The following is a 26,094-nucleotide window of genomic DNA, read 5'->3' on the forward strand; positions in this document are numbered from 1 at the left end:
TGCAGGCCGGTTGTTCGGCCATTTTGTGCAACGCAGCAAGCGATTGCTGCTTCGCCCTTCTTGGGCGTTTCCTCCCTAAACTCAAGGCCGCTGTACGCAGCGGCCTTTTTTCTGCCAGAAACCCGCCCCAGCGACAACCCTCTTATCGTTTTCCCCTGGTAAAATGGTTGGGGAATCGGCGGGCCGTCCGGCCCCTGCCGCCCATCGCCCGTGGGAGGATCTTGTTATCGTGCAGCTTCTGGTCAATGCCGCGATTCACACCGGGGACGACGGCCGGGACGCTCCGGCGGTGCTGCCGGACGGGGTGGTCCTGATCGGGGACGACGGCCGCATCCTGGCGGTGCAGCCGGCGGACCGGCCCCTGCCCCCGGCGGCGGAATCGTGCAAACGGGTGGATCTGAACGGCGGCATCCTCAGCGCCGGCTTCATCGACCTTCAGGTCAACGGCGGCGGCGGGGTGCTGTTCAACGGCACGCCGACGGTGGAGGGCCTGCGCATCATCGCGGCGGCGCACCGGCGGTTCGGCACCACCGCCCTGCTGCCCACGGTCATCACCGACAGCCCCGCCGTGCGGCGGGCCGCCGCCGGGGCCGTGGCCGCGGCGCGGGCCGCCGGGGTGCCGGGCATCCTGGGCATCCATTTCGAAGGGCCGTGCATTGCCCCCGCCCGCCGCGGGGTGCACGACGCCCGCTTCATTCCCTCGTCCCCGCCCGCCGCCGACGGGGACGAGGCGGATCTCTTCACCTCCCTGCGGCCGCTGCCGGTGCTGGTGACCCTGGCGCCGGAACGGGTGACGCCGGGCTTCATCCGCCGGCTGGCCGATGCCGGGGTGCGGGTGGCCGCCGGTCACAGCGCCGCCACCTGGGATCAGGCCATGGCCGGGCTGGCGGCGGGGATCACCGGCTTCACCCACCTGTTCAACGCCATGTCCCCCCTGGACCACCGGGAACCGGGGATGGTGGGCGCCGCCCTGGACAGCCGCGGGAGCTGGTGCGGCATCATCCTGGACGGCCACCACGTCCACGACGCCGCCGCCCGGCTGGCGTGGCGGGCCAAGCCGGCGGGGCGGCTGTTCCTGGTCACCGACGCCATGCCCCCGGTGGGGCTGGACGGCGGGGATTTCTCCCTGTACGGCACGGCTGTGCGGGTGGAGGACGGGCGGTGCGTGTCGGCGGACGGGCGGCTTGCCGGGTCGGCGCTGGACATGGCCACCGCCGTGCGCAACGCCGTGCGGCGCATCGGCGTGCCGCTGGACGAAGCCTTGCGCATGGCCGCGGCCTATCCCGCCGATTTCATGGGACTGAGTGGCGAGCGCGGGCGTATCCGCCCCGGCCTGGCCGCCGATCTGGTGCATCTGGACCACGATCTAAAGGTGCAAAGCACCTGGATCGCCGGGCTGCGGCAGAGCGCGCAGGCCCCGGAAAAAGGCGGTCCGTGTTAAACTGCCGCTCCCCCGGGGGCGGGAAGTGTCGTATAGATGCCCCTCATTCGGCCCACCCCCTTATGACGGAGGTTTCCATGGACATCGCCCTTCTCGTCCTGTTCCTGGTGTTCTTCTTCTGGCAGACCGTCACCGACTGATCCGCCGGACGGCAACCGCACCCGGCAGCCCCGCCCCGAACGGACGGCGGGGGGCCGGACGGTTTCTTCGGCCTTGTTTTGAAAGCCAGAGCCTTAAAAGCCAGAGTCTTAAAAGCCGGATCTTGAAAACCGGGTCTTGACAGCCGGCGCTGCGGGAATCAGCGCAGATTGGCCGCGGATTGCGGCATGGTCCCGGAGTCGTCCCCGTCCGGCATGACCAGACCCGAGGCAGCCACGCGCTCCAATGCCTCGAAAATCAGCCCCACAGCCTCGTTCAGATCGGCGGCCATGGCCGGGGCCAGACGGTCCTGATCCTGCTGCGTCAGGGCGTCCAGCGCCTCCAGGGCGCTTTGCAGATGAGCCGACGCACGGGTCAAGGTGCGGGACGGCTGCAAATTGCGCTGCCGCTTCATACCCTGATATGCATTCTGATTTGCATTTTGCGAAACCCGCGCCACGGGGAAGGGATGAATCTCAGCGTTTGTGCGCTTCATGCCCAAAACCTTTCCTTGTTCCGGGCTGTGAGTCGCAAGCGGTGTGCCAGAATGGCGCGCATGTCCCTAAGGATATTCCCGTATGGGCATATCCGGCTCGGCCTCAATCCATCTCCGCCGCCATGGAGCGCATGTTACGGACCAGGATGCGCAGCAACGCACGGATGAAGGGATCGGCGGTGCGCAGCTTTTCCTCCAGCATGGCGCGGGGGATCAGCAGACAGACGGTGCGGGCGCCGGCAATGGCGTCGGCCATGCGGGGCTCGCCGTCGATCACCGCCATTTCCCCGAACACGCCGCCGGGACCGATGGAGTTCAGCTTGCGCCGGTGCGCCCCCTTGCCCCGGTAGATATCGACCCGGCCCGACTGCACCAGATAGATGAAGGCCGCGCGGTCCCCCTCCAGGAACAGGGGCTGGCCGGTTTCGAAGGTCTGCGACGGACATTGCTTGGGGTCGAAGGGCAGAGCCATCAGCGGGTATGATCCGGCATCTCGTTGCGGAATCCGGGCAGCCCCCCCGGGGGCGGGGCGGGGGCGGTGAACAGGCGGTCGATCAGCCCGCCGATGCCCGATGAGGAATCGGCGCGCGCAGCGCCACGCGGTGCCGCCGGGGCGGGCGCCGCTCCGGCAGCGGCCGGCACCACCGGCAGCGACGCCGTATAGGCCGGCAGCGGCTGCCCATCCAGCCCCGGCAGCGGACGGGGGGGCATGCCCTTGTGCGCATCGGTCATGAACCCCTGCCACAGCTTGGCCGGCAGGGTGCCGCCGGTGATCTTCTTCATTTCGCGGTTGTTGTCGTTGCCCATCCACACGCCGGCCACCAGATCGGCGGTGAAGCCCACGAACCACGCATCGTGATAATCCTGGGTGGTGCCGGTCTTGGCGGCGGCGGGGCGGTCCAGCTTGGCCGACCGGCCGGTGCCGGATTCGATCACCCCCCCCATCATCCGCGTCAGTTGCGCCACCAGCGCCGGGTCCGCCGCCGGTTCGCCGCCGCTGCCCTGGCGGCGGTAGAGCATCCGCCCGTTGCGGTCGGTGATCTCGGTGATGGCGTAGGACCACACCGGGATGCCGCGGTTGGCGATGCCGGCATAGGCGCCTGTCAGCTCCAGCAGCGACACCTCGCTGGTGCCGAGCGCCAGCGACAGATCCTTGGTCATGGGCGACACGATGCCCAGCCGCCCGGCCACCCGGCGGATGTGGTCGGTGCCCACCCGGTCGGCCAGCCGCACGGTGGCGGTGTTGGACGAATGGGCCAAAGCCTGGGCCATGGTGATGGTGCCGCGGTATTTGCCGTCGTAGTTGCCGGGGCTCCACGTGCCGATGCGCACGGGGGAATCGTCCACCGGGCTGTCGGGGGACAGGCCCGATTCCAGGGCGGCCAGATAAACGAAGGGCTTGAACGACGATCCAGGCTGGCGCCGCGCCTGGGTGGCGCGGTTGAATTCGCTGGCGTCGTAATCGCGCCCGCCCACCAACGCGCGGATGGCGCCGTCGGGGGTCATGGCGACCAGGGCCGCCTGCCCCACGTTGGCGGCGGGGCCGGGACCGGTCAGGATCTCCGCCACCCGCTGTTCGGCGGCGCGCTGCATGGCCAGATTGATCGTGGTCTTCACCACCACGTCGCCGTGGCCGGAACCGATGAATTCCGGCACCAGATCGGTCACCCAATCGGCGAAATAGCGCCCGTCGCCCATGCCCTTGCGCGGGGTGACCAGGGGGGCGCCCAGCGCCGCCTGCCGCTGATCGGGGGTGATGACGCCGGCATCCTCCATGGCGGCCAGCACCACCCGCGCCCGCTCCGCCGCCTCGTTGGGGTTGGAGGTGGGGGAATAGCGCGACGGCGCCTTCAGCAGCCCGGCCAGGATCGCCGCCTCGCGCAGGTCCACCTGGGTGGCCGGCTTGCCGAAATAGGTGCGCGCCGCCGCGTCCATGCCGAAGGTGCCGGCACCCAGATAGACGCGGTTGAGATAGGCGGCGAGGATCTCGTCCTTGGTGAAGCGGTGTTCCAGCCACAGGGCCAGCAGCGCTTCCTGGATCTTGCGCTTGAGCGTGCGCTCGGGCGACAGGAACAGGTTCTTGGCCAACTGCTGGGTGATGGTGGACCCGCCCTGCACCGACCGCCCGGAGCGCCAGTTGACATAGACGGCACGGGCCAGCCCGATGGGATCGACGCCGAAATGGTAATAGAACCGCCGGTCCTCGGTCGCCAGCACGGCGTTGATGAGGTGGGGCGGCAGGTCGGACACGCTGTGCACCGTGCCGTGCAGGTCGCCGAAACGGGCGAATTCGGTCCCATCGGCGGCCAGCACCACCACCGCCGGGCGCCGCTCGTACTGGGCCACCTGGCCGATGTCGGGCAGATCGTAGGCGAAATAGGTCAGAACCGCCCCCAGACCGATGCCGGCCCAGATGCCGGCCACCAGCGTGCCGCGCACCAGCATGCCCAGCAGGCCACGCTTGCGCCGCGGCGCCGGACGGGGCTTGGCGGGTTTGGGGGCCTTCGGTGCCCGCTCCTTGCGCGGCGCCGGGCGGGGCGGCGGTTCGGGCGGCGGGGGCGAATCGCCGCCGTCATCCCACGCCGCAGGCGGGGGTGCCGCGCGCTTGCGTTCGGGCTTGGGCTTGGGCGCCCCCTTGGCCGCCGTTTTTTCCCCGCCCAGGAAGGGCAGCGCGAATCCCTTGCCCGCGGGACGCTTGCGCCGCTCGGGCCGGTGGGGGCGCGGCCCCGGAAACAGGTCGGACGGGCGGTCGGACGTCACGGGCAGCCTCTCTCACGCACAAGCCCACGCTGGGGCACCAGCGTTACGCCGGGAAGGTGGCGTTACCATGGCAAGCTTTTGGTTACCAGCCCGTTACCGGCCCCCGCCCGGCAACAGGCCGTGCTTGCGCATCTGGTTGCGCAGCGCGTGGTAGCCGAGCCCCAGGGCGGCGGCGGTGCGGCGCTGGTTGTTACCGTTGGCGGCCAGGGCATCGCGCAGCAGCCCCGCCTCGAACGCCGCCACCCGTTCGCTGTACCCGCCCGCCGGTTCCGCTGCGGCTTCCGCCGGCGGAGAGGGCGGCGGAGAGGGCGGCGGAAGCGGGGGCGGCGGTGGGACCGGCCCGCCGGGGCGGAAGGGCGACTCGAAGGGGTCGATGCGGATGCCCTCCACCGGCACCGGATCGCCGGCCTCATCCACCACGGGGGCGGCGGCCACCGAGCGTTCGACCGCGTTGCGCAATTCGCGCACGTTGCCCGGCCATGGGTGTTCCAGCAACGCCGCCTGCGCCCGCGCGGAGAAACCGGGGAACAGCGGACGGCCCATGTCCCGCACCATGCCCAGGGCGAAATGCTCGGCCAGCAGCAGGATATCCTCCCGCCGGGCGCGCAAGGGCGGCAGCGTCACCACGTCGAAGGCCAGCCGGTCCAGCAGATCGGCGCGGAATTGCCCCGCCGCCGCCAGGGCCGGCAGATCGGCGTTGGTGGCGGCGATGATACGCACGTCCACGCTCTGGGTGCGCCCGCCGATGCGCTCGATCTCGCCGTATTCCACGGCACGCAGCAGCTTTTCCTGAACCATCGGGCTGGCGGTGGCCAGTTCGTCCAGGAACAGGGTGCCGCCGTCGGCCTGCTCGAACCGCCCCAACTGCCGCCGCACCGCCCCGGTGAAGGCGCCGGCCTCGTGCCCGAACAGCGCCGAATCCAGCAGCGTGTCGGGCAGTGCGGCGCAGTTGACCGACACGAAGGGCCGGTCCCACCGCCGCGACAGGAAGTGCAGGCGCGCCGCCACCAGTTCCTTGCCGGTCCCGCGCTCCCCGATCACCAGGGCCGGGCGCTCCAGCGGGGCCAGCCGCGACACATGGTCGAGCATGGCGAGAAAGGCCGGGGCGTGGCCCAGCAGCGGCGGCGGGGTGGACGATGACATTGGTGGTTTTTACGAATTCGTGTGGCTGATATGGCGAAGCGCATTTCGCCAAAAACGCTAACATTGGTGACGTGCTCTTTCAACCCCTCTTCACGATCAAGGAAAATCAATGGGTTGAGGAAAATCTGCGCTCTGGCACGGTCCATGCAATTCCACCGGCAAAACGGAGGAGACCATGAACACCCACACCTACCGCGCTCACCACACCGCCCCCGGCTGGTCCGCCACCGGCGCCCGAATCCGGGTGTATCTGGCGACACGGCCCAAGGAAAGCTGGCTGTTCTTCCTGGCCGGCGCCCTGGTGGGCGCCATCCTGAGCTGACGCTCCCCCCTTTTTGCCACATCATCCCAACGGACACGCCATGAGCATCTTTTCCCGTCTGACCGACATCATCCAGTCCAACATCAACGCGCTGCTGGACCGGGCGGAGGAGCCCGAGAAGATGATCCGCCTGATCATCCAGGAGATGGAGGACACGCTGGTGGAGGTGCGCTCCTCCACCGTCAAGATCATCGCCGAAAAGAAGGAGATCGAACGCCGCGCCGCCGATTTCCGCCGCGAGGCCGAGGAATGGGAGAACAAGGCCGAAATCGCCCTGCTGCGCGGCCGCGAGGATCTGGCCAAGGGCGCGCTGCTGGCCAAGGCCCGCGCCGCCGAACAGGCCGACGCCTTGGCCGCCCAGTTGGCGCAGGTGGAGGAATCGCTGGCCAAGGCCAACGACGACATCGCCCGCCTGCAGGCCAAGCTGGCCGACGCCAAGACCCGCGAGCAGGCCTACGCCGCGCGGCAGCAGACCGCGGTCAACCGCGTGAAGGTGCGCGAGAAGCTGCACGATCAGCGCATCAACGACGCACTGTCCCGCTTCGAGCAGGTGGAGCGCAGCCTGGACGAGGCCGAAGGCCGGGCCGAGGTCTATGATGTGGGCCGCAAGAAGACCCTGGCCGAGGAAATCGCCGAGCTGGAAACCGCCCACAAACTCGACGAGGATCTGGCCGCCCTCAAGGCCCGCGTCGCCGCCCGCAAGGGTGGCTGAGGCCACTTCCGCCCCCGCCCCTTCCCCCCGCCGGGGGGAGGGGACGCACGAACCGTCCCCAGCCAAGAGCTTGAAACGCCATGGGCTTCTTCATCTTCCTCCTGTCGGCTCTGGTGGTGACCATCGTCCTGCCGGTGTGGATCATCGCCCACTACGTCACCAAGTGGCGGTCCCAGCGCGGCCTGTCGGCCCAGGACGAACGGCTGCTGGCCGAGTTGTGGGACACCACCACCCGGCTTGAAACCCGCATCCACACCCTGGAGCGCATTCTGGACGCCGAGGCGCCCAGCTGGCGCACCAAGGTCTGAACCACCGGGGTCCGAACCGGCCCGTCTTTGCAAGAGGAACACGTCATGAGCGACCCGTCCGCGGGCGGCCCGACGCCGTACGATTCCCCCAACCCCCACCGGCTGTACCGCAACCCGCACACCGGGATGGTGGCCGGCGTGTGCGCCGGGCTGGCGGATTTTCTGGGGGTGGCGCCCATTCTGGTGCGCGCAGGCCTGGTGATGGGGCTGATATTCGCCTTCTTCCCCGTGATCATCGCCTATGTGGTGGCGGCCTTCGGCCTGCCGGTGCGCCCCGCCAACCTCTACCGCAGCCGGGAGGAGGAAGCGTTCTGGCGCTCGGTCGCCACGAAGCCCGACCGCTCGCTCGCCGGGCTGTCCCAGCGCATCCGCGGCTTCGAAACGCGGGTGGGCGGGCTGGAAGCCTATGTGGCGTCCAAGGATTTCGAACTCAACCGCGCCTTCCGCGATCTCGACCGCGGCTGACGGGGATTACTTGCGGCGGCGGCGGGCACGCACGGGAATGGGAGCGGGTTTGGCGGCGGCGGCCACAACGGCCCCCGCCATCGCCCCGCCCAGGATCACCGCCACCACCGCGTCGAGCAAAGCCTGTTCCATCGTCGGGCACTCCCTTTTCCCATCCCATGCTGAGCCGCAAAGGGTTAACAGAGGATGGATGCGACCGGCGGCCCCGCCGCCCTTTCAAACATAACCCTTTTCCACCGATTCGATCACGAATCCTTTGTGATCGGGGTAACGGGCCGTCACCTTGTCCCGGGCCTTGTGCTCGTCCAGCGCCCACACCAGGAAACGGCGCCCCTGCCGCCAGCTTTCCAGCGCGAAGCGTTCCAGGTTGGGGTTGACCCGCGCGGCGTAATCGCCGTTCGCCACCCGCACCACCCACCCGGAGTCGGCGGGCGTGCGGCGGTCGTCCAGGATGTACATGCGGTTGTTGCGGGCCAGCGCCGTGTGCAGCCGGTTTTCCGTTTCCTCCAGCGCCCCCTGCATGACGTCGCGGCGGTGGCGGGCATCGCGGATCTCGCGCGCCAGCCGCAGGTTGAGCATGCCCAGCCGGCGGATGCGGTCCACCTGATGTTCCTTGCGCGCCTGGAGTTTGGCGATGGTGCGCTCGGCACGCTTCAGATGTCCGATGGCGTTGGCGAAGGCCACCGCCATCACCGCGAATCCAAGGAAGGCAAAAAACGCAACCAGCATGGGACTTCTGCACTTCCTCACGCGCCGGCGGGACCATGGGATTCCCTGTGGCTCCACGCCCGGCGGGGTGCCGCGGCTATATTATCCCACCGGACCATCCCCCGCAAACACATCCCCCATGGGCTGGATGCGGGTAACCACATAGCCGAAGGTCGGCGGGTAGCGGCGTTCGATGGCGCGGCGGGCCTCGGGAACATTCGGCGCCCACACCTCCACCGCCTGCGGCTTGGCCCAGGAGGAATCGATCATGGCGTGCGGTCCCTTGTCCGCGCCGACGTACTTGTTGGCCACATGGGCGATGTAGCAGGGGCAGCCCTTCACCTCCTCCCCGATCTGACGGACGATGCTCTTGCCGTAGCGGGCCACCTCGCCGGTGCGGCGGTCGAGCTTTTCCTTGCGGCGGACGAGGCTGTGGATCTCGCCGTCCAGGCTGCTCAATTCCTCCTCGCGCCCGGCGCGGCGCATCTCCATCCGCTGTTCCAGGGTGGCGCGTTCGGCGATCAGCATCCGCACCCCGGTGACGCCGTAGCGCCGTTCGATGCTGCGTTCGCCCAGGAACACCACCAGCCGGGCCAGCCCGAACCCCGCCCCCGACAGGAACAGGAACAGCAGCAGCCCCTTCACCATTTCCGACATGAGCACACCCCGACAGCCGCGTCAGGCCGCCACCGCCGTGCGGTTGCGGCCTGCGTTCTTGGCGTCATAAAGGGCGGCGTCGGCCCGGCGCAAGGCCTGTTCGACGGAACTCTCCCCCTCCTGCCATGCCGCGACGCCGATGCTGGCGCTGAGGGCGAAGCTGTGGCCGTCGAAATCCATCGGCCCGGCGGCAATCGCCGTCCGCACCCGTTCCGCCACCATCCGCGCCTCTTCCGGCGCCGTTTCCGGCAGCAGGATCAGGAATTCCTCCCCGCCGCAACGGCCCAGGCAATCGGTGGTGCGCAGCGCACCGCGGGCCCGCGCCACCACCGCCCGCAGCGTGCGGTCCCCCGCGGCATGGCCATAGGTGTCGTTGACCCGCTTGAAATGGTCCAGATCCAGCAGCAGCACCGACAGGGGTCGGCCATAGCGCCGGGCCCGCGCCACCTCCGCCACCGCCAGATCCATGATGTGGCGGCGGTTCCACACCCCGGTCAGGGCGTCGGTGGTGGCCAGCCGCTCCAGACTGGCGTTGGCTTCCGCCAACTCGCGGGTGCGTTCGGCCACACGCGCCTCCAGCCGCTCGTTCGCCTCCTTCAGCCGCTCGTACAGACAGACGTTGCTGAAGCCCACGGCGATCTTGGACACGAACACCTCCACCAGCGCCTGGTCCAGGCCGCTCAAGGGGCGTTCGGTCTGCACCCACGCCGCCACCTCCTGCCCGTCGGGGACGGGGATGTAGAGGGTGGTGCTGTCGGCGGCGAACACGGTGCGCCGCCGGCTCAGCGCCGCGCCGATGGCGGCGGCGACGGTGTGGTCGGCGACCATGCGTTCCAGCGGCCCGTCGCCCACCCCGGCGAAACGCCCCGCCCCCGCCAGCACATGGATGCAGTCGTCGGAGCACGCCCCCGCGGACGCGCACGCCCCGGCGCACAGATCGCCCCGCTGGGCGCACAGGATGCCGTTGTCCGGCACGCCCAGGAACGCGGTGAGCTGGGTCAGCACCCCGGCGGCGAACTGGCGCATGCACCGCAGCTCCAGCAGGCCGTCGGTGGATTCGATGATCTGCTGCAGCCCGCGCCGGCTGGTTTCCAGCGCGGTGATGTCGGCATAGGACCGCAGCGCCGCCACCACGGTGGTGAACAGCTTCTGCGTGGTCAGTTCGGTCTTGGATTTGTAGTCGTTGATGTCGTAGCCGACGATCACGTCCTCTTCCGGCGCCTGCCCCGGCTGGCCGGTGCGCAGGATGATGCGCACCGCCCGGTTGCCGATGCCGTCGCGGATGGTGCGCACCAGCCGCAGCCCGGCGTCGTCGCTTTCCATCACCACGTCCAGCAGCACGATGGCGAACGGCACCGGCCCGCGCAGCATGGCTTCCGCCTCGGCGGCGCTGTAGGCGCTGTGAAGCTGGAGCCGCCGGTCCTTGAACCGCACCTTGCCCAGCGCCAGCCGGGTGACGGCGTGGACCTCCGGCTCGTCATCGACGATCAGCAGGTGCCAGGGATCGGCCCCGGCGTGAACGGGCGCCGGAACCGGTGCTTCCGCCGGGGCCGGAAAACTGTCGAATAAGAAACCGTCGCTCATCGTGTGGGGCTGCTCCCTTGGTTCCGCCGATCCGTCGTGGCCATGGTCGGCGGGCCTCATGCCGGGGCAAGCGGTGCGGGGGCCAGGGCCGCATCGGCGGCATGTGCCCCTTGGGTTGGGGGTTGGGACGGGGATTCGCGGGCCGAATCCGGGTGGATGCGGGGAAAGCGCAGGATGAAGGCCGTGCCTTGGCCGGGGGTGCTCGACAGCTCCAGCGCCCCGGCCAGCGCCGCCGTCACCACCGTCTGGACGATGTGCAGGCCCAGCCCGCTTCCCCCCGCCCCGCGCTTGGTGGTGAAGAAGGGATCGAAGACCCGCGGCAGCAGGCCGGGCGGAATGCCCTTGCCGTCGTCGGCGAAGACCAGCTCCACCGTCCCGTCGTCCGCCCCGTCCAGCCGGCGGGCGGTGATGCGGATGGTGCCGGCCCGCCCGTCGTCGAAGGCGTGCAGCAGCGCGTTCATCACCAGATTGGTCAGCACATGCGACAGCGCCCCGGCATCGGTGTCCAGCTCCAGCGTCTCGGGGCAGGCCACCGTGACCGTGTGGGGGGTGCGCTTCAGCCGCGGGCGCAGGCTGAGCAGCACCTCGTCGATGTAGTCCTTGAGATGGAAGCGGCGCCGCTCCCCACCGGTCTGGTCCACCGCCACCTGCTTGAAGCTCTGGATCAGATGGCCGGCGCGCTCGCAGTTGCCCATGGTCAGCCGCGCCGCCTCTTCCGCCATGCCCAGGAATTCCTCCAGGTCGGCGGCCTTCAGCGTGCGGGCCTCGTACAGGCGGCGCAGGTCCGCCACTTCCTTGGCCAGATGGGACGCGCTGGTCAGCGCGATGCCCACGGGCGTGTTGACCTCGTGGGCGATGCCGGCCACCAGCCCGCCCAGCGCCGCCGCCTTTTCCTGGCGCAGCAGGGTGTCGCGGGTGCGGTGCTGTTCGGTGATGTCGCGCCCCTCCATCAGCAGCATCAGGATCTCGGTCTCGTCCCCTGCCCCGCTGCCGGGCCGCAGCACCGGCTTGACCGTCAGGTCCACCACCATCTCGTCCCCGTCGGGGCCGGTCATGCGGATGTCGTGGCGGCTGGTCCGCCCTTCGGCGGCGGCGGCCAGGGCCGCCTGCACCACCGCGCGCCCGTCGCCGCGGGCCGCCGTCCAGAAGGGCGTGTCGTGCAGCGTGTGGCCGACGACCGCCGCCCCGTCCCTGGGCCCCAGGCCGATCAGCAGCAGGGCCGCGTCGTTCACCCGCCGCACCCGCCCGTCCAGGTCCAGGAGCGCGATGAACTGGAAGGTCTGGTCGAAGATGGCGTTGGTCTGGGCCTCGCTCTCCGCCAGCCGGCGCAGCGCCCGTTCCCGCCCCGCCGCCTGCAGCCCCAGCAGTGCTGTCAGCCCGGCGACGGTGACGGTGGCGGCGATGCCCAGCAGGATGGCGCCGCGCCGGTGGTCCAGCCACGGCCTCAGCGCCACCTCCAGCGGTTCGGTCACCGAAATGGTCACGGGCAGGCCGGTGACCCGCTGTTCGCTGACCAGTTGGCGGGAGCCGTCGGGCAGGCCGCGGATGAAGCTGCGGGCGGTCAGCACCTCCCCGCCCACGATGGCGGAGTCGGGCAGTTCCGGCGGGCCGGGGGGAATGCTCACCAGGGCGGGGCCGTCGTCCAGCGCCACCGTCATGCGCCCGTGGCGGATGTCGATCAGCTCGCCATAGCTGGCGGTGAGCCGTTCCAGATCCAGCGCCAGCGCCACCACGCCCAGAAACCGGCCACGCCCGTCGTCCACCCGGCGGGACAGGGGAACGATCGGCCGGTCGCCCTCCCCGCCCTGGCTCAGCACCGGCCCGCCGATCAGCAGCCCCTGCCCCTCGTCGTCGCGGTGGACGGCGAAGGGCGACGACGCCCCGTCGGTCAGCGGCACGTCCAGGGTGGCGACGGTTACCGCCCCGGCGGCGTCGGTCACCACCAGCCCCACCACCTGCGGCATGTGGCGGGTCAGATCCAGCATCAGCGTGATGAGCCCGGACGGCGATGCGCCCATCCGCACCCGGTCGCGCAGGGCCAACAGCAATTCATCATAGGCGGCCAGCGACCGGCGGGTGTGGATTTCGAACGCCCGCGCCTCCGCCTCCAGCCGTTCGACGGCGCTGTCGAGCTGGTACGAACGGTCCCGCAGCAGGCCGAAAGCCAGCAGCCCGTCGATCATCAGAATCACCGCAGCCCCCAGGGCGGCGATGCCACCACGGCTGATCCAGGATTCCCGCGGTCTGTGGTGCCGTCCGGGCATGCACGAATCCGTTGAACAGAGTGCGCGGTGTTTAGCGTTAAACGAAGAGTTCACCCTGTGCAATCGGAATCCCATACCATCGGTCTATGACTTTGCGAAAAAGGCATTTTACCCCTCGAAGGAAACAACCTTTGGCTTAAGCGCTCTGTCTTTGGGAACCCGGCGGCGAGGATCACGGTTGTTGAGGCATGACGGCGCGGCCGTCTTCCACAACGTTACCGAAGGGGGAGTGATCCGATGAAACGCACCCTGCTGATGGCGGCCGCCGCCGCCACCCTGCTGGCCGCCGGGACCGCCGGCGCCCAGACGCAGCCCCAGTCACCGGCCGCCGATCCGCCGGCCGTGCAGAACCGGGCCCTGGAGGGCGCCGCCGCCGGCCAGCCGCATTGGACGACCGCCAGCCTGGAAGACCTGATCGGGCGCGACGTCTACGCCCCCAACGGCGACAAGCTGGGCGAGGTGGCGGACGTGATCCTCGACTCCAGCACCCGCGAGGCGACGGTGGCCATCATCGACCACGGCGGCTTCCTGGGCCTGGGCACCAAGCAGGCGCCCATCGACGTCGCCCTGATGCGCACCGAAGGCGACCGCATCATCATCGACGGCATGACCAAGGAACAGCTCCAGGCCATGCAGGATTTCGATTACGACGACACGACCGTGTCTTTGGGCCGTGAATCCAAGAGCGGCGCCCCGGCCACCAACTCCGCCACCCCCGCGGCCCCGGCCACGCCGGCACCGCAGTGAGGGGAGCCCGGTTCGGGCGAACCATGAAAAAAGGCCGCATCCGTCGGGATGCGGCCTTTTCTTCAGGCGCTGCCGCCGTCCGGCGGCCTTCAGGGGCAGACCTTGCGGACGGTTTCCACCAGCTTGTCGGGGTTGAAGGGCTTCACCAGCCAGCCGGTGGCTCCGGCCTCGCGGCCCGCCTGCTTCTTGGACGGGTCGCTTTCGGTGGTCAGCAGCAGGATCGGCGTCGCGCGGTTGGTCACGCTGCCGCGCACCGCGCGGGTGAAGGCCAGACCGTCCATGCCCGGCATGTTCAGGTCGGTGATGATGCAGTCGAATTTCTGCCGGTTGATGAGCGCCATGCCGGCATTGCCGTCCCCCGCCTCGGCCACATCGTAACCGGCTTTCTTGAGCGTGAAGCTCACCATGTCGCGGATGGTCTTGGAATCATCGACGGTCAGGATGGTCTTCGGCACGGGTACGGTTCCTGTCAAAGCCGCCGGAAGGGTGTCGGGCCAAGCCGGCGATGTTGCATTGCATTAAAAAGGAACGGCATCACACACCGGTTGCCGGCGGCACACAAGCAGAATACCGGCAATGCGGCCATTCCCGCCCGCCCGGAACCGCCCCGCGGCAATTCGCCACGGGGCGGCCGGACGGCACACGGCCCCTGCGGCCTCAGGCCTTGGTGTCGATGTGCTGGGCCGCGTCGGGGCCGGCCTTGGCGACGCCGACCATGGCTTCGCGCAGCAGGCGCCCGTTCAGGGTGTAGCCGGCCTGGAGCACCTGCACCACCGTGCCGGCGGGCTTGCCGGTGTTTTCGATCTCGAACATCACCTGATGGAAGTTCGGGTCGAACACCTCGTTCAGCGGCTCCAGCTTCTTGATGCCGCCGCGGTCGAAGGCGGCGAGGAGCTGGCGCTCGGTCGCCTCCACGCCCACGGCCAGGCTTTTCAGGATCTCGTCCTTCTCGCGCCCGTCCGCCGGCACGGCCTCCAGCGCGCGGCGCAGGTTGTCGGCCACCGGCAGCAGTTCCTTGGCGAAACCGGCGACGGCGTACTTGATGGCGTCCTCGCGGTCGCGCTGGGCGCGGCGGCGGGTGTTTTCCATGTCCGCCGCCGACCGCAGAAGCTGGTCCTTCAGCCGGGCGATTTCCGCTTCCAGCTTGGCCACCTGTTCGGAATCGGCCGGGGCGGCGGCGTCGGGCGCAGCCTCGGCTGCCGGTTCGGCGGCGGTGTCCGCCGGGGCGGCGCCCGCCGCGGTGTCGGCGTCGAAGTCGGGCCGGGTGTTGGGATCGCTCATGTCCGCGTCTCGTCTCTTATCCGTGCGTTGCGTGATGTCGCTTATTGAAAAGGTTGCGCCGCCTGTCAACCGGTGAGGTGGAGGGCCGGCGCGGGCCGGGGTCACCCGATCAGCCGCCCGATCACCTTGGCCGTGTAATCGACCAGCGGGATGATGCGGGCATAGTTGATCCGCGTCGGCCCCAGAACGCCAATGGCGCCGATCACCTGATCGCGGCTGTTCTGGAAGGGGGAGATCACCAGGGAACAGCCGGAATGGTTGAACAGCACGTTCTCCGCCCCGATGAAGATCTGCACGCCGTCGCCGTTGCCGGTGGCGTCCAGTAGGCGCAGCATCGCCTCTTTCGTTTCCAGGGTTTCGAACAGGGACCGGACCCGTTCCAGGTCCGACAGGGCCGTGACGTCCTCCAGCAGGCGGGCCTGACCGCGCACGATCAGCTGGCCGTCCTGGCGGTTGCCGGCCCAGGTGGCCAGCCCCGCTTCCACCACCCGCCGGGACACCTCGTCCAGTTCGGTGCGCTGGTCGTCGATCTCCCGCAGCACCTCCTGCCGCGCCTCGTCCAGCGTGCGCCCGACGAGGCGGGAGGTGAGGTAGTTGCTGGCCATCTGCAGCGTCGATCCGGGAAGGCCGATGGGCACCTCCACCACCCGGTTCTCCACCAGCCCGTCCTCGTTCACCAGCACCACCAGCGCCCGCCCCGGCCCCAGCGACACGAATTCGATGTGCTTGAGCGGGCGGTCGGTCTTGGGCGCCAGCACCAGGCCGGCACAGTGGGACAGGCCCGACAGCATGGTCGTGGCCTCGTTCAGCACGTCGGTCAGCGAGCGGCCCGAGGCGGCGCATTTCGCCTCGATGGTGCCGCGCTCGTCCTCGCCCAGCGCACCCACCTCCAGCAGGCCGTTGACGAACAGGCGCAGGCCCGCCTCGGTCGGGATGCGGCCGGCGGAGGTGTGGGGGGCATAGAGCAGCCCCTGCTCCTCCAGGTCGGCCATGACGTTGCGGATGGTCGCCGCCGACAGGCTCATGCCCAGCCGGCGGGAGATGGTGCGCGACCCCACCGGCTCCCCCGATGCCATATAGGCATCGACAATCTGCCGGAAGACCTCGCGCGACCGCTGGTTCAGCTCGGTAATCATCGGCGTGAGGATCGGTCCTGATGCAGTCGTGGTTGCGGCGCTTCTGAATTTAAGCAGGCGGGGGGAATGAATCAATGATACCGGCGTGCCGGTGGCAGCCCGCCCCGGACATGGTGCCGGCGGCGGGGAGCGGCACAGCGCGAAACAACGGAATGTCAGCTTTGACGACCGTCAAAAATGCTCCATGCATTGAAAAATTCAATGAATGAGCCGCAATATATCAATTTTACCAAAATCACCGCCGGTCCTATGGTCGCGTCCGATCTCCGCCCGAGGATGCACGCCATGAATGCTCTGTTTTCCGCCCCGATTCTGTTCTTCGCCCTGGGGGGCGCCATCGCGCTCGCCGGGGCGCGCATTCCCGTTCCCGACGGGTTCGGCAAGACGCTGGCCGCCTATCTGCTGGTGGCCATCGGGCTGAAGGGGGGTGCGGCCCTGTCCGGTTCCGATGCCGGGATGGCGGCACCGCTGCTGGCGACGGCGGCAGCCCTCAGCTTCACCATGCCGCTTCTGGGCTTCGCCCTGCTCCGGCGGCTGGCCGGGGTGGACCGGGTCAACGCCGCGGCCATCGCCGCCCATTACGGATCGGTCAGTCTGGTCACCTTCGTCACCGCCACCCGGATGCTGGAAAGCCAGGGGATCGGCTTCGGCGGGTACATGGCCGCGGCGCTGGCGGTGATGGAAGGCCCGGCCATCGTCAGCGGGCTTCTGCTGGCCGGTCTAGCCGGCACGGTGCGGGCGGGCGGGAACGGCAGCGCCACCCTGTCGCTGGGCGGCGGCGGGGACGGCACGGTGCGCACGGCCCTGCGCGAAGCGGCGCTGAACGGGTCGGTGCTGCTGCTGGCCGGGTCGCTGCTGGTGGGGCTGGTCATCGGCAAGCCGGGGATGGCCGGCCTGCACGGGCTGTTCGTCGCACCATGGGACGGGGTGCTGTGCCTGTTCCTGCTGGAAATGGGCTATGTGACCGCCGCCCGGATGCGGGAGGCGGCCCGGCTCGGCCCGCGGCTGATCGCCTTCGGTCTGGCGATGCCGCTGATCGGCGCGGTGATCGGACTGGGGGCGGCCATGGCGCTGGGGCTGCGCACGGGCGATGCCGCCCTGCTGGTGACGCTGTGCGCCAGCGCCTCGTACATCGCGGTGCCGGCGGCCTTGCAGCACGCGCTGCCCGCCGCCGATCCGGGGGTGTCGCTGCCGCTGGCGCTGGGCATCACCTTCCCCGTCAACATCCTGGCCGGCATCCCGCTTTATATCGCCATGGCCGCTGCCGCCGTGGGATAAGAACCGGACACCCCCAGACGGCTTTGCCATGCCCACGCCCCTGCCGCCCTTCGACCTGGATCTTCTGCGCACCTTCGTCACCATTGCCGAGTGCGGCGGCTTCACCCGCGCGGCCCAGCGGCTGAACCGCACCCAATCCACCATCAGCCTGCAGATCAAGCGGCTGGAAGACGGGCTGGGCAAGCGGGTGTTCCAGCGCGACGGCCGCAGCTTCACCCTGACCAGCGACGGCGAGGTGCTGCTGGGCTACGCCCGCCGCCTGCTGGGCATGGCGAACGAGGCGTGCGCCGTGCTGATGGAACCGGATGTGGAGGGTGTGGTCCGTCTGGGCACGCCGGAGGATTTCGCCACCACCCGCCTGCCCGGCATCCTGCGGCGCTTTTCCCGCGCCCATCCCCAGGTGGCGCTGGAGGTGCGGTGCGATTTCACCGTCACCCTGCTGGACGGCTTCGCCCGCGGCGAACACGATCTGGTGCTGTGCAAGCGCGAACCGGGAAAGCCCGTGGACGGCGTGGCCGACAGCCTGGCGGACGGGGGCGTCCGCGTGTGGCGCGAGCCGCTGGTGTGGGCGGCGTCGCCGCACCTGATCCCACCGGAGCCGGCGGCCCCCGTGCCGCTGGTGCTGGCCCCCCACCCCGATCTGTACCGCAGGCGGGCCCTGGAAACCCTGAACGCCCGGGGCCGTCCCTGGCGCATCGTCTACACCAGCGCCAGTCTGGCCGGGATTCAGGCCGCCGTCAGCGCCGGCCTGGGCATCACCGTGCTGCCCCGCGACATGCTGGCCGCCGGGTTTCAGGTGCTGGACGCGGCCCACGGCCTGCCCGACCCCGCCGATATGGAAATCGTGCTGCTGCGCCGCCCCGGCGCCCGGCCCAAGGCCGTGGACCTGCTGGCCGGGCACATCGTCCGGTCGCTGGAACCGGCGGGCGGCGAGCGGGCGGGCGGATAGCCCCCGCCCGCTCGCCGCCCTCAGCCGGTCTTCCTCAATGCACGGTGGCCGGTGCCGGGGCGGCGGGCGCCCGGCGGGTCAGCGTGTCGGCGGGCACGCCGTTGATGGTCAGCGACCCGGCCTCCGCCGACACCCGGACCGTCTGGCCGTCGGTCACCGTGCCTTCCAGGATCATCAGCGCCAGCGGGTTCTGCAGCTCGCGCTGGATCACCCGTTTCAGCGGACGGGCGCCATAGACCGGATCGTACCCGGTTTCCGCCAGCCACGTGGTGGCCGCCTCGTCCAGTTCCAGCGTGATGTCGCGGTCGGCCAGCATCTTGACCAGCCGGCCCAGCTGGATGCGGACGATGCCGCCCATGTGGGGCCGCGACAGCCGGTGGAACAGCAGGATCTCGTCCAGCCGGTTGAGGAATTCGGGACGGAAATTGCCGCGCACCACCTCCATCACGTCGGCGCGCACCACGTCCACGTCCTGGCCGTCGGGCACGCCGGCGATGATCTCCGAGCCGAGGTTGGAGGTCATGATGATCAGCGTGTTGCGGAAATCCACCGTCCGCCCCTGCCCGTCGGTCAGACGCCCGTCGTCCAGCACCTGGAGCAGCACGTTGAACACGTCGGGGTGGGCCTTTTCCACCTCGTCGAACAGCACGACCTGATAGGGCCGGCGGCGCACCGCCTCGGTCAGCGCCCCGCCCTCGTCATAGCCGACATAGCCCGGAGGGGCGCCGATCATGCGCGAGACGGAATGCTTTTCCATGTACTCCGACATGTCGAGCCGCACCATGGCCGTCTCGTCGTCGAACAGGAACTCGGCCAGAGCCTTGGTCAGTTCGGTCTTGCCCACGCCGGTGGGGCCGAGGAAGAGGAAGGAGCCGATGGGCCGGTTGGGATCCTGCAGCCCCGCCCGCGCCCGGCGGATGGCGTTGGACACGGCCACGATGGCCTCGTCCTGGCCCACCACGCGGGAGCGCAGCTTCTCTTCCATCCGCAGCAGCTTTTCCCGTTCGCCGGCCAGCATCTTATCGACCGGGATGCCGGTCCAGCGGCTGATGACGGCGGCGATGTCGGCGTCGCGCACCTCTTCGTTCAGCATCCGCGACTGGGATTCCTGCTCCGCTTCGTGCAGCGCCTGTTCCAGACCGGGGATGACGCCATAGGTCAGTTCGCCCGCCCGCGCCCAGTTGCCGGTGCGCTGGGCCTGATCCAGTTCGGTGCGGGCGGCCTCCAGATCCTCCTTGAGCTTCTGGGAGCTGTTGAGCTTGTCCTTCTCCGCCTGCCAGCGGGCGGTCAGGGTGGCGGATTCCTGTTCCAGATCGGCCAGTTCGCCTTCCAGCGCGGCCAGACGGTCGCGGGACGCGGCATCCGATTCGCGCTTCAGCGCCTCCCGCTCGATCTTGAGCTGGATGATGCGGCGGTCCAGCTCGTCGATGTTCTCGGGCTTGCTGTCCACCGCCATGCGCAGACGGCTTGCCGCCTCGTCGATCAGGTCGATGGCCTTGTCGGGCAGGAAACGGTCGGTGATGTAGCGGTTGGACAGGGTGGCCGCCGACACGATGGCGCCGTCGGTGATGCGCACGCCGTGGTGCACCTCGTACCGTTCCTTCAGGCCGCGCAGGATGGAGATGGTGTCCTCCACCGTCGGTTCCGACACGAACACCGGCTGGAAGCGGCGGGCCAGCGCGGGGTCCTTCTCCACATGCTTGCGGTACTCGTCCAGCGTGGTGGCGCCGACGCAGTGCAGTTCACCGCGGGCGAGCGCGGGTTTGAGCATGTTGGAGGCATCCATGGCGCCGTCGGCCTTGCCGGCCCCGACCAGGGTGTGCATCTCGTCGATGAAGACGATGATGTCGCCCGCCGCCGCCTGGATTTCGGCCAGCACGGCCTTCAGCCGCTCCTCGAACTCGCCGCGGAACTTGGCGCCGGCCACCATGGCGCCGAGGTCGAGCGCCATCAGGGTCTTGTTGCGCAGGCCCTCGGGCACGTCGCCCTTGACGATGCGCTGGGCCAGCCCCTCGACGATGGCGGTCTTGCCCACACCGGGTTCGCCGATCAGCACGGGGTTGTTCTTGGTGCGGCGGGCCAGCACCTGGATGGTGCGGCGGATCTCCTCGTCGCGGCCGATGACGGGATCGAGCTTGCCCTCCTGCGCCGCGGCGGTCAGGTCGCGGGCGTATTTCTTGAGCGCGTCATAGCCCTGTTCGGCGCTGGCGCTGTCGGCGGTGCGGCCCTTGCGCAGGTCGTTGACGGCGGTGTTGAGCGCCTGGGCGGTGGCCCCGGCGTCCTTCAGCGCCTTGGCCGACGGCGTGCCCTCGGCGAGCGCCAGGGCCATCAGCACGCGCTCGGCGGTGACGAAGCTGTCGCCGGCCTTTTCCGCCAGCTTTTCCGCCTGTTCGAACACGCGGGCCAGTTCGGGGGAGAGATAGACTTGTCCCGCGCCCGATCCTTCGACGCGGGGCTGGCGGTCGAGATCGGCCTCGACGGCGGCCAGCGCCCGGGCGGGATCGCCGCCGGCCTTGCGGATGAGATTGGCGGCCAGCCCTTCCTTGTCGTCCAGAAGGGTCTTGAGCAGATGCTCAGGCGTCAGCCGCTGATGGCCGCGGCGCAAGGCCAGTGTCTGCGCGGCCTGGACGAAACCCCGGCTGCGTTCGGTGTATTTTTCGAAGTCCATACCCATGCTCCCCGCTGATGCCGTCGCCCGCCAGGCAGCGCGACCGGCTCTGACCCACGTCAGTGCGATCCGGAAAGGATGCTCGCACGGTCATATGGGAAGACGCGGTTCCGGCACAAGGGGTTGGTGGGTGCGGCGGATGTGCCCCCGGCGGGGGCGCGGCAGGAGGCAGGAAAGGGGCCCTGACCAAAAAAAATCACGAGGGTGCATTTTTCCTCTTGCCAGAGCGGCCGGAAATGGTGTTTATCGCCTCCACCGACGCAGCGGCGAACGCCGCAGCGACCCAGAGACAAGGGGCCATAGCTCAGCTGGGAGAGCGCTACAATGGCATTGTAGAGGTCATGAGTTCGATCCTCATTGGCTCCACCAACTTCCTCAAGGGGTTACGTTAGCGCGTAACCCCTTGTGGCTTACCCGGTAGCACGCAGCTCGCACGCACCGCGGTTGATGATAGGATTGGGCGGGAAAGTTTCGAGACGGCCTGCCAAATCCGCGAAGTACGTTTCGGTAGCCCGGAGAGCCGCCCGCCAGCGCCTCCGGGTTTCCTTTTGCGTACCGTTCGGTTGTTCTATACCCGCTGCTGTGTCCAAGCCAACCGGCAACTTCCCAAACCGGCACTCCCCGGATGCGAAGCTCCGTCGCCATGGTGTGGCGGATCGTGTAGGGCGACACCTCGGCACCCAGCCCGGCCCGGTCGCGCGCCCGGCTGAACGCCCGCCCGATATCCCGCACATGCCGGCCGAAATAGCTCACCACCGGGCCGGGCGGCAGCCCATACAGCACGGCCCGCAGCGGCTGGGGAATGGGCAGCGTCGGATTCCGCTTCTTGGTCCGGGCAACGCCCACCGGCTGCAACTGGATGATGCCCCGACGGATGTCGATCTGGGCGTCGGTCAGCGACAGGATGGCGTTTGGCCGCGCCGCCGTGCCGACGGCCAGCATCAGGAACATGATGAGGTGTTCGTGTTCGGCCTGGGCAAACAGCCGCCCCATCTCGGCCAGGGTTAGCACGCGGTCGCGCGGCTCGCCTTCGGGAGCCAGGCGAAGATCAATGCGGGGCACCCATGTGATTTCCCCCTGCTGGGCCGCCCGGTTCAAGGCACGGGCGCCGGAGGCCAGCACCCGCCGGATATACCCGGAACTGAGTCCCTTTTCCTGCAGCGCCTGCACGAACTGACGCACGCGCGGATTCGTCACTTCGGAAACCGTAGCGCCGGGAAAGAAGTCCGACCATTTCTTGAGGGCGATGCGGGCCTGATCGGCGCTCCGCAGATGCCTTCCCTCATGCTCCCAGAAGCGGACGAGGCAGTCTTCGAGAAACACCGTGGAGGGCGGCTCCTGGCGCACCGTCCGGTTCAGCGTGACCCATTGCGCGAGGGCGAGTTGGGCTTCCCGAAAATCATCTGTGCCGAGTGATGCACGGCGTGTCTGGTGGGTTGCGGAACGTACCATGTCCGGCACCAGACAGGGCTGTTGCCGCGCTGGGAGAGCCAGTAATCGCCGATCTGTCCGGGGTGGTCGGTGCGCTTGCGGGGCACGGGGAAACACTCCCTTTCACGATGTAGGCTGAAAGCTGTTCCTGGGTGTAGCGCACACGGCCACCGATCACGGTATAGCCGATGCGCTGACGCTTGCGCTCCCGCCTCAGCGTGTCAATCGAAACGCCTAGGCTCTGTGGACAAAGGTTGGTATCCAAATACGAATAGCGGCGAGCTTGACGAAGGCGATGAAGGAAGAGCGGGTCTTGTCATAACGGGTTGCGACCCGCCTCATCTGTTTGAGTTTGTTGAACATTCTTTCGATTTTGTTGCGAGCCTTGTAGGCCTCCTTGTCAAAAGCGGGCATTGTCTTGCGGGTTGGGTTCGGCTTGATGATCGGACGGATAGCCCGGATCAGCAAATGCTCACGGTTGGCATCGCTATCATAACCGGCATCGGCGAGCAGGGCCTTGGGAGAGGGGATCTCCAGCGGGATTTCCATCAAAGGGATCAATTGCTTGCTGTCGGATGCCTCGCCCCCGGTCACGATGAAGGCCAGGGGCCGCCCGGTCCGATCGCACCGTGCGTGGATCTTGCTCGTAAAGCCGCCGCGCGAACGACCAAATCCCGCCGCGCAGGTCCCCCTTTTGCGCCCGCGGCTTGGCTGTGACCCCGAACCGTCGTGCTATCGACCATCTGATCCTTCCAGTCGTCGGTAATGCCCAACTCGACCAGCGTTTCGAGGATCTCGTCGAAGACCCCTTGGACACACCAGCGCCGGAACCGTCGAAAGATCGAATTCCAGTTTCCATAGCGCTCCGGCAAGTCCCGCCAGGGAATACCAGTACGCAAAACATAGTTTATCCCGTTGAAAAAACGGCGATTGTCATGGGCTGGCCGGCAGCCTCGCCCGCGCTCCGAAGGCAAAAGCGGGCCAATCACCGCCCATTCGCCATCCGATATCTCCGTACGCATCCGGTAAGCGCCGCCTTGGCAAAGTAGGGTCCGACGTCTGAGTTTTGCGTGGCGCGTCATCGCGCGGACGCAAACGAGTGGCAAACGTCATGGCTTACCAGCGGGTCGAGGTTCTGACGGGGACGGAGCGGCGGCGGAACTACACGCCGGCGGAGAAGGTCCGGATGGTCGAGGAGGCGTTCCGCCCCGGCGTGGTGGTGACGGAGGTGGCCCGCCGGCTGGGCGTGCACGAAAGCCTGCTGTATCGCTGGCGGGGGCTGATGAAGGCCACGGGGATCGCCGTGGGCGAACCGCCCAGCTTCACTGCGGTGACCATCACGCCGGAGCCGACCGTCACGGAACTGCCGGTCGTGGAGCCCCGTGCGCCATTGCCGCCTCCGGCGACGTCGGCCACGAGCCCGGCGATCCTCGAGGTCATCCTGCCCAGCGGGGCACGCCTGCGTCTGGAAGGGCCGGTCGACCCGGCCCTGGCGGCGGCCGTCATCGGTGCCCTGGCATGATCCCGGTGCCGAGCGGGGTGCGGGTGTGGCTGGCCAGCGGGCACACCGACATGCGCAAGGGCTGGGCGAGCCTGGCGTTGCTGGTGCAGGAACGCTTCGCCCAAGACCCGCACAGCGGCCATCTCTTCATCTTCCGCGGGCGCCGCGGCGATCTGGTGAAGATCATCTGGTATGACGGCCAGGGCAGTTGCCTGTTCATGAAGAGGCTGGAGCGGGGCCGTTTCATCTGGCCCACGCCGGCGGACGGCGCGGTGTCGATCTCGGTTGGGCAGATGGGCTATCTGCTCGAAGGCATCGACTGGCGCAACCCGCAGAAGACTTGGCGTCCCGAGACCGCAGGGTGACTGCGACACGGTGAATCGACGGGCCGGTTCAGGGGAGATTGCGACGGCTCGAAGGCGTGATCCCAGGTAAACTGGCGCCATGACCGCCGCCCCGCCCCCTGCCGCCGTGGCCGACGACATCGCCAGCTTGCGCGCCGCCTTGGCGCAGGCCGAGGCGCGGGCGGACGCGGCGGAAGCCGAAGCGGCGCGGGCCAGGGCGATGGCTTCGAACACCGAGGCGCTGATCGCCAGCCTGAAGCTGGAAATCGAGAAGCTCCGGCGCGAGCTCTACGGCACGCGCTCCGAGCGCAAGGCACGCCTGCTGGACCAGTTGGAGTTCCAGCTTGAAGAGCTGGAAGCGACGGCCAGTGAGGACGAGTTGGCAGCCGAGCAGGCCGCTGCCCGAACCACCGGGGTGACGGCCTTCACCCGCAAGCGGCCCTCGCGCCAGCCCTTTCCCGGCCACCTGCCGCGCGAGCGCGTCGTTGTGCCGGCCCCCGCGACCTGCCCGTGCTGCGGCTCGGACAAGCTGTGCAAGCTGGGCGAAACGATTACCGAGACGCTGGAGGTGATCCCGCGCCAGTGGAAGGTGATCCAGACGGTGCGCGAGCGGTTCTCCTGCCGGGCCTGCGAGACGATCAGCCAGCCGCCGGCACCGTTCCACACCACCCCGCGGGGCTGGGCCGGCCCCAACCTGCTGGCCACCATCCTGTTCGAGAAGTTCGGCCAGCATCAGCCGCTGAACCGGCAGGCCGAACGCTTCGCGCGGGAGGGCGTGCCGCTCAGCCTGTCCACCCTGGCCGACCAGGTGGGCACCGCCGCCGCGGTGCTGAAGCCGCTGCACGACCTGATCGCGGCGCATGTGATGGCGGCTGAGCGGTTGCATGGGGACGACACCCCGGTGCCCGTGCTGGCCAAGGGCAAGACCGATACCGGGCGCCTGTGGGTGTATGTGCGCGATGACCGGCCGTTCGCCGGCCAAGCCCCACCGGTGGCGCTGTTCCACTATTCCCGCGACCGCAAAGGCGAACATCCCGAACGGCACCTGGCCGGCTTCAAAGGCTGGCTGCAGGCCGATGCGTTCGCCGGCTACAACCGGCTGTACGAACCCGAGCGACAGCCGGGGCCGATCAGCGACGTGCTGTGCTGGGCGCATGCCCGGCGCGGCTTCTTCAAGCTGGCCGACATCGCTACGAACACCAGGCGCGGCAAGGATGCCCCGCCGATCTCGCCGCTGGCGCTGGAGGCCGTGACGCGCATCGACGCCCTCTTCGATCTCGAGCGTGCCTTGAACGGCAAGCCGGCGGCCGAGCGGCTGGCGGCACGCCAGGAGCATGGCGTCACCCTGGTAGCCGCGCTGGAGGGCTGGATGCGGACGGAGCGGGCCCGGCTCTCCCGCCATGCCCCCGTGGCCAAGGCGATGGACTACATGCTGACGCGCTGGGACGGCTTCACCCGCTTCCTCGGCGATGGCCGGCTGTGCCTGACGAGCAACGCCGCCGAACGCGGCCTGCGCGGGATCGCCCTCGGGAGGAAGGCGTGGCTGTTCTGCGGCTCCGATCGCGGCGGCCAGCGGGCGGCGATCATGTATGGCCTGATCACCACCGCCAAGCTGAACAACGTTGACCCGCAGGCCTGGCTCGCCGACGTGCTGGCGCGCATCAACGACATGCCACAAAACCGCCTGCACGAACTCCTGCCCTGGGAGTGGAAGGCGATGCGCGAGCAGGCAAAAGCTGCCTGACCGCGGTACTCAGCGGA

27 protein-coding genes and 1 tRNA gene are annotated in these 26,094 nt (G+C 68.9%); 12 read left to right on the forward strand and 16 right to left on the reverse strand.

All coding sequences use genetic code 11. From position 1 onward, the window contains the following. Positions 1-229: 229 nt before the first annotated feature. Positions 230-1,441, forward strand: a complete 1,212-nt coding sequence (gene nagA, locus M2352_RS00975) for an N-acetylglucosamine-6-phosphate deacetylase (protein ID WP_264662647.1) — start codon at positions 230-232, stop codon at positions 1,439-1,441. 298 nt (positions 1,442-1,739) lie between these two features. Here the strand turns inward: nagA and M2352_RS00980 are convergent, their stop codons facing one another. From M2352_RS00980 to pspF, 4 genes are all read right to left on the reverse strand, one after another. Then, positions 1,740-1,994, reverse strand: a complete 255-nt coding sequence (locus tag M2352_RS00980; RefSeq protein WP_264662648.1) for a hypothetical protein — start codon at positions 1,992-1,994, stop codon at positions 1,740-1,742. A 184-nt stretch (positions 1,995-2,178) separates the two neighbouring features. Then, positions 2,179-2,547, reverse strand: a complete 369-nt coding sequence (locus M2352_RS00985; RefSeq protein ID WP_264662649.1) for a Crp/Fnr family transcriptional regulator — start codon at positions 2,545-2,547, stop codon at positions 2,179-2,181. Beyond that, a complete protein-coding gene (locus M2352_RS00990; RefSeq protein ID WP_264662650.1) occupies positions 2,547-4,835 on the reverse strand; it encodes a transglycosylase domain-containing protein in 2,289 nt (762 codons plus the stop codon). Before M2352_RS00990 ends, M2352_RS00985 begins: the two co-directional genes overlap by 1 nt. Positions 4,836-4,928: 93 nt before the next feature. Next, a complete protein-coding gene (gene pspF, locus M2352_RS00995) occupies positions 4,929-5,978 on the reverse strand; it encodes a phage shock protein operon transcriptional activator (RefSeq protein ID WP_264662651.1) in 1,050 nt (349 codons plus the stop codon). A gap of 175 nt (positions 5,979-6,153) precedes the next feature. On the opposite strand from pspF, the gene M2352_RS01000 reads away from it, so the two are divergent. The 4 genes from M2352_RS01000 to pspC all read left to right on the forward strand — a co-directional run bounded on the left by M2352_RS01000 (position 6,154) and on the right by pspC (position 7,785). After that, positions 6,154-6,300: a hypothetical protein gene (locus M2352_RS01000; protein ID WP_264662652.1), complete on the forward strand. Its 147-nt coding sequence runs from the start codon at positions 6,154-6,156 to the stop codon at positions 6,298-6,300. A 40-nt stretch (positions 6,301-6,340) separates the two neighbouring features. Then, positions 6,341-7,012, forward strand: a complete 672-nt coding sequence (gene pspA / locus M2352_RS01005) for a phage shock protein PspA (protein ID WP_264662653.1) — start codon at positions 6,341-6,343, stop codon at positions 7,010-7,012. A gap of 80 nt (positions 7,013-7,092) precedes the next feature. Further along, positions 7,093-7,320 (forward strand): envelope stress response membrane protein PspB, encoded by a 228-nt coding sequence (gene pspB, locus M2352_RS01010; RefSeq protein WP_264662654.1) that lies wholly within the window; start codon positions 7,093-7,095, stop codon positions 7,318-7,320. 45 nt (positions 7,321-7,365) lie between these two features. Next, complete coding sequence (gene pspC / locus M2352_RS01015) at positions 7,366-7,785, forward strand: envelope stress response membrane protein PspC (RefSeq protein WP_264662655.1); 420 nt, start codon at positions 7,366-7,368, stop codon at positions 7,783-7,785. Between the two features lie 6 nt (positions 7,786-7,791). Here the strand turns inward: pspC and M2352_RS01020 are convergent, their stop codons facing one another. The 5 genes from M2352_RS01020 to M2352_RS01040 all read right to left on the reverse strand — a co-directional run bounded on the left by M2352_RS01020 (position 7,792) and on the right by M2352_RS01040 (position 12,998). Then, a complete protein-coding gene (locus M2352_RS01020; RefSeq protein WP_264662656.1) occupies positions 7,792-7,917 on the reverse strand; it encodes a hypothetical protein in 126 nt (41 codons plus the stop codon). A gap of 84 nt (positions 7,918-8,001) precedes the next feature. After that, positions 8,002-8,514, reverse strand: coding sequence for a hypothetical protein (locus M2352_RS01025; protein WP_264662657.1), 513 nt, complete (start codon positions 8,512-8,514; stop codon positions 8,002-8,004). Between the two features lie 81 nt (positions 8,515-8,595). Next, complete coding sequence (locus tag M2352_RS01030) at positions 8,596-9,150, reverse strand: hypothetical protein (protein ID WP_264662658.1); 555 nt, start codon at positions 9,148-9,150, stop codon at positions 8,596-8,598. Positions 9,151-9,171: 21 nt separating this feature from the next. After that, complete coding sequence (locus M2352_RS01035; protein WP_264662659.1) at positions 9,172-10,734, reverse strand: diguanylate cyclase; 1,563 nt, start codon at positions 10,732-10,734, stop codon at positions 9,172-9,174. A gap of 56 nt (positions 10,735-10,790) precedes the next feature. Continuing rightward, positions 10,791-12,998, reverse strand: a complete 2,208-nt coding sequence (locus M2352_RS01040; protein ID WP_264662660.1) for an ATP-binding protein — start codon at positions 12,996-12,998, stop codon at positions 10,791-10,793. A gap of 237 nt (positions 12,999-13,235) precedes the next feature. On the opposite strand from M2352_RS01040, the gene M2352_RS01045 reads away from it, so the two are divergent. Then, the gene (locus tag M2352_RS01045) at positions 13,236-13,745 is read left to right on the forward strand and encodes a PRC-barrel domain-containing protein (protein WP_264662661.1); all 510 of its coding nucleotides are present in this window, start codon (positions 13,236-13,238) and stop codon (positions 13,743-13,745) included. A gap of 89 nt (positions 13,746-13,834) precedes the next feature. On the opposite strand, the gene M2352_RS01050 is transcribed toward M2352_RS01045, so the two are convergent. The 3 genes from M2352_RS01050 to hrcA all read right to left on the reverse strand — a co-directional run bounded on the left by M2352_RS01050 (position 13,835) and on the right by hrcA (position 16,162). Then, positions 13,835-14,200 (reverse strand): response regulator, encoded by a 366-nt coding sequence (locus M2352_RS01050; protein ID WP_264662662.1) that lies wholly within the window; start codon positions 14,198-14,200, stop codon positions 13,835-13,837. Between the two features lie 202 nt (positions 14,201-14,402). Then, complete coding sequence (gene grpE, locus M2352_RS01055) at positions 14,403-15,026, reverse strand: nucleotide exchange factor GrpE (protein ID WP_264662663.1); 624 nt, start codon at positions 15,024-15,026, stop codon at positions 14,403-14,405. 101 nt (positions 15,027-15,127) lie between these two features. Beyond that, positions 15,128-16,162 carry a heat-inducible transcriptional repressor HrcA gene (hrcA, locus tag M2352_RS01060; RefSeq protein ID WP_264662664.1) on the reverse strand — a complete coding sequence of 345 codons (1,035 nt, stop codon included), beginning with the start codon at positions 16,160-16,162 and terminating at the stop codon, positions 15,128-15,130. 285 nt (positions 16,163-16,447) lie between these two features. Here hrcA and M2352_RS01065 point away from each other — a divergent pair, with 285 nt between their 5' ends. Further along, the gene (locus M2352_RS01065; RefSeq protein ID WP_264662665.1) at positions 16,448-17,440 is read left to right on the forward strand and encodes a sodium-dependent bicarbonate transport family permease; all 993 of its coding nucleotides are present in this window, start codon (positions 16,448-16,450) and stop codon (positions 17,438-17,440) included. Positions 17,441-17,468: 28 nt separating this feature from the next. Further along, on the forward strand, positions 17,469-18,389 hold the full coding sequence (locus M2352_RS01070; RefSeq protein WP_264662666.1) for a LysR substrate-binding domain-containing protein: 921 nt from the start codon (positions 17,469-17,471) through the stop codon (positions 18,387-18,389). A 34-nt stretch (positions 18,390-18,423) separates the two neighbouring features. On the opposite strand, the gene clpB is transcribed toward M2352_RS01070, so the two are convergent. Then, positions 18,424-21,057, reverse strand: a complete 2,634-nt coding sequence (clpB, locus tag M2352_RS01075) for an ATP-dependent chaperone ClpB (protein WP_264662667.1) — start codon at positions 21,055-21,057, stop codon at positions 18,424-18,426. Positions 21,058-21,350: 293 nt separating this feature from the next. On the opposite strand from clpB, the gene M2352_RS01080 reads away from it, so the two are divergent. Then, positions 21,351-21,426: transfer RNA gene (locus tag M2352_RS01080), tRNA-Ala, on the forward strand. A 6-nt stretch (positions 21,427-21,432) separates the two neighbouring features. Here M2352_RS01080 and M2352_RS01085 read toward each other — a convergent pair. The 3 genes from M2352_RS01085 to M2352_RS01095 all read right to left on the reverse strand — a co-directional run bounded on the left by M2352_RS01085 (position 21,433) and on the right by M2352_RS01095 (position 23,510). Beyond that, the gene (locus tag M2352_RS01085; RefSeq protein WP_264662668.1) at positions 21,433-22,509 is read right to left on the reverse strand and encodes a tyrosine-type recombinase/integrase; all 1,077 of its coding nucleotides are present in this window, start codon (positions 22,507-22,509) and stop codon (positions 21,433-21,435) included. 213 nt (positions 22,510-22,722) lie between these two features. Beyond that, positions 22,723-23,127 (reverse strand): IS5 family transposase, encoded by a 405-nt coding sequence (locus M2352_RS01090; RefSeq protein ID WP_406567259.1) that lies wholly within the window; start codon positions 23,125-23,127, stop codon positions 22,723-22,725. Continuing rightward, positions 23,079-23,510 carry an IS5 family transposase gene (locus tag M2352_RS01095; protein ID WP_264662669.1) on the reverse strand — a complete coding sequence of 144 codons (432 nt, stop codon included), beginning with the start codon at positions 23,508-23,510 and terminating at the stop codon, positions 23,079-23,081. Before M2352_RS01095 ends, M2352_RS01090 begins: the two co-directional genes overlap by 49 nt. An 89-nt stretch (positions 23,511-23,599) precedes the next feature. Between M2352_RS01095 and tnpA the strand changes: the two genes are divergently transcribed. From tnpA to tnpC, 3 genes are all read left to right on the forward strand, one after another. After that, positions 23,600-24,010 (forward strand): IS66-like element accessory protein TnpA, encoded by a 411-nt coding sequence (tnpA, locus tag M2352_RS01100; protein ID WP_264662670.1) that lies wholly within the window; start codon positions 23,600-23,602, stop codon positions 24,008-24,010. Beyond that, positions 24,007-24,354: an IS66 family insertion sequence element accessory protein TnpB gene (gene tnpB / locus M2352_RS01105; RefSeq protein ID WP_174471014.1), complete on the forward strand. Its 348-nt coding sequence runs from the start codon at positions 24,007-24,009 to the stop codon at positions 24,352-24,354. The genes tnpA and tnpB overlap by 4 nt, the downstream gene beginning before the upstream one ends. Before the next feature lie 79 nt (positions 24,355-24,433). Beyond that, positions 24,434-26,077, forward strand: coding sequence for an IS66 family transposase (tnpC, locus tag M2352_RS01110; RefSeq protein ID WP_264662671.1), 1,644 nt, complete (start codon positions 24,434-24,436; stop codon positions 26,075-26,077). The last annotated feature ends 17 nt before the right edge of the window (positions 26,078-26,094 follow it).

It is taken from the genome of Azospirillum fermentarium (assembly GCF_025961205.1).
Classification (GTDB): Bacteria; Pseudomonadota; Alphaproteobacteria; order Azospirillales; family Azospirillaceae; genus Azospirillum; species Azospirillum fermentarium.

Bases quoted from the DNA above. Each gene is read 5' to 3' on its own strand.
- M2352_RS01020 (WP_264662656.1), bottom strand. From the start codon at position 7,917: ATGGAACAGGCTTTGCTCGACGCGGTGGTGGCGGTGATCCTGGGCGGG.
- M2352_RS01095 (WP_264662669.1), bottom strand. From the start codon at position 23,510: ATGCGTACGGAGATATCGGATGGCGAATGGGCGGTGATTGGCCCGCTT.
- M2352_RS01065 (WP_264662665.1), top strand. From the start codon at position 16,448: ATGAATGCTCTGTTTTCCGCCCCGATTCTGTTCTTCGCCCTGGGGGGC.
- tnpA (WP_264662670.1), top strand. From the start codon at position 23,600: ATGGCTTACCAGCGGGTCGAGGTTCTGACGGGGACGGAGCGGCGGCGG.
- grpE (WP_264662663.1), bottom strand. From the start codon at position 15,026: ATGAGCGATCCCAACACCCGGCCCGACTTCGACGCCGACACCGCGGCG.
- M2352_RS01040 (WP_264662660.1), bottom strand. From the start codon at position 12,998: ATGCCCGGACGGCACCACAGACCGCGGGAATCCTGGATCAGCCGTGGT.
- M2352_RS01045 (WP_264662661.1), top strand. From the start codon at position 13,236: ATGAAACGCACCCTGCTGATGGCGGCCGCCGCCGCCACCCTGCTGGCC.
- M2352_RS00985 (WP_264662649.1), bottom strand. From the start codon at position 2,547: ATGGCTCTGCCCTTCGACCCCAAGCAATGTCCGTCGCAGACCTTCGAA.
- tnpB (WP_174471014.1), top strand. From the start codon at position 24,007: ATGATCCCGGTGCCGAGCGGGGTGCGGGTGTGGCTGGCCAGCGGGCAC.
- M2352_RS01030 (WP_264662658.1), bottom strand. From the start codon at position 9,150: ATGTCGGAAATGGTGAAGGGGCTGCTGCTGTTCCTGTTCCTGTCGGGG.
- hrcA (WP_264662664.1), bottom strand. From the start codon at position 16,162: ATGATTACCGAGCTGAACCAGCGGTCGCGCGAGGTCTTCCGGCAGATT.
- M2352_RS01000 (WP_264662652.1), top strand. From the start codon at position 6,154: ATGAACACCCACACCTACCGCGCTCACCACACCGCCCCCGGCTGGTCC.
- clpB (WP_264662667.1), bottom strand. From the start codon at position 21,057: ATGGACTTCGAAAAATACACCGAACGCAGCCGGGGTTTCGTCCAGGCC.
- pspC (WP_264662655.1), top strand. From the start codon at position 7,366: ATGAGCGACCCGTCCGCGGGCGGCCCGACGCCGTACGATTCCCCCAAC.
- tnpC (WP_264662671.1), top strand. From the start codon at position 24,434: ATGACCGCCGCCCCGCCCCCTGCCGCCGTGGCCGACGACATCGCCAGC.
- pspB (WP_264662654.1), top strand. From the start codon at position 7,093: ATGGGCTTCTTCATCTTCCTCCTGTCGGCTCTGGTGGTGACCATCGTC.
- pspF (WP_264662651.1), bottom strand. From the start codon at position 5,978: ATGTCATCGTCCACCCCGCCGCCGCTGCTGGGCCACGCCCCGGCCTTT.
- pspA (WP_264662653.1), top strand. From the start codon at position 6,341: ATGAGCATCTTTTCCCGTCTGACCGACATCATCCAGTCCAACATCAAC.
- M2352_RS01025 (WP_264662657.1), bottom strand. From the start codon at position 8,514: ATGCTGGTTGCGTTTTTTGCCTTCCTTGGATTCGCGGTGATGGCGGTG.
- M2352_RS01035 (WP_264662659.1), bottom strand. From the start codon at position 10,734: ATGAGCGACGGTTTCTTATTCGACAGTTTTCCGGCCCCGGCGGAAGCA.
- M2352_RS00980 (WP_264662648.1), bottom strand. From the start codon at position 1,994: ATGAAGCGGCAGCGCAATTTGCAGCCGTCCCGCACCTTGACCCGTGCG.
- M2352_RS01085 (WP_264662668.1), bottom strand. From the start codon at position 22,509: ATGGTACGTTCCGCAACCCACCAGACACGCCGTGCATCACTCGGCACA.
- M2352_RS01070 (WP_264662666.1), top strand. From the start codon at position 17,469: ATGCCCACGCCCCTGCCGCCCTTCGACCTGGATCTTCTGCGCACCTTC.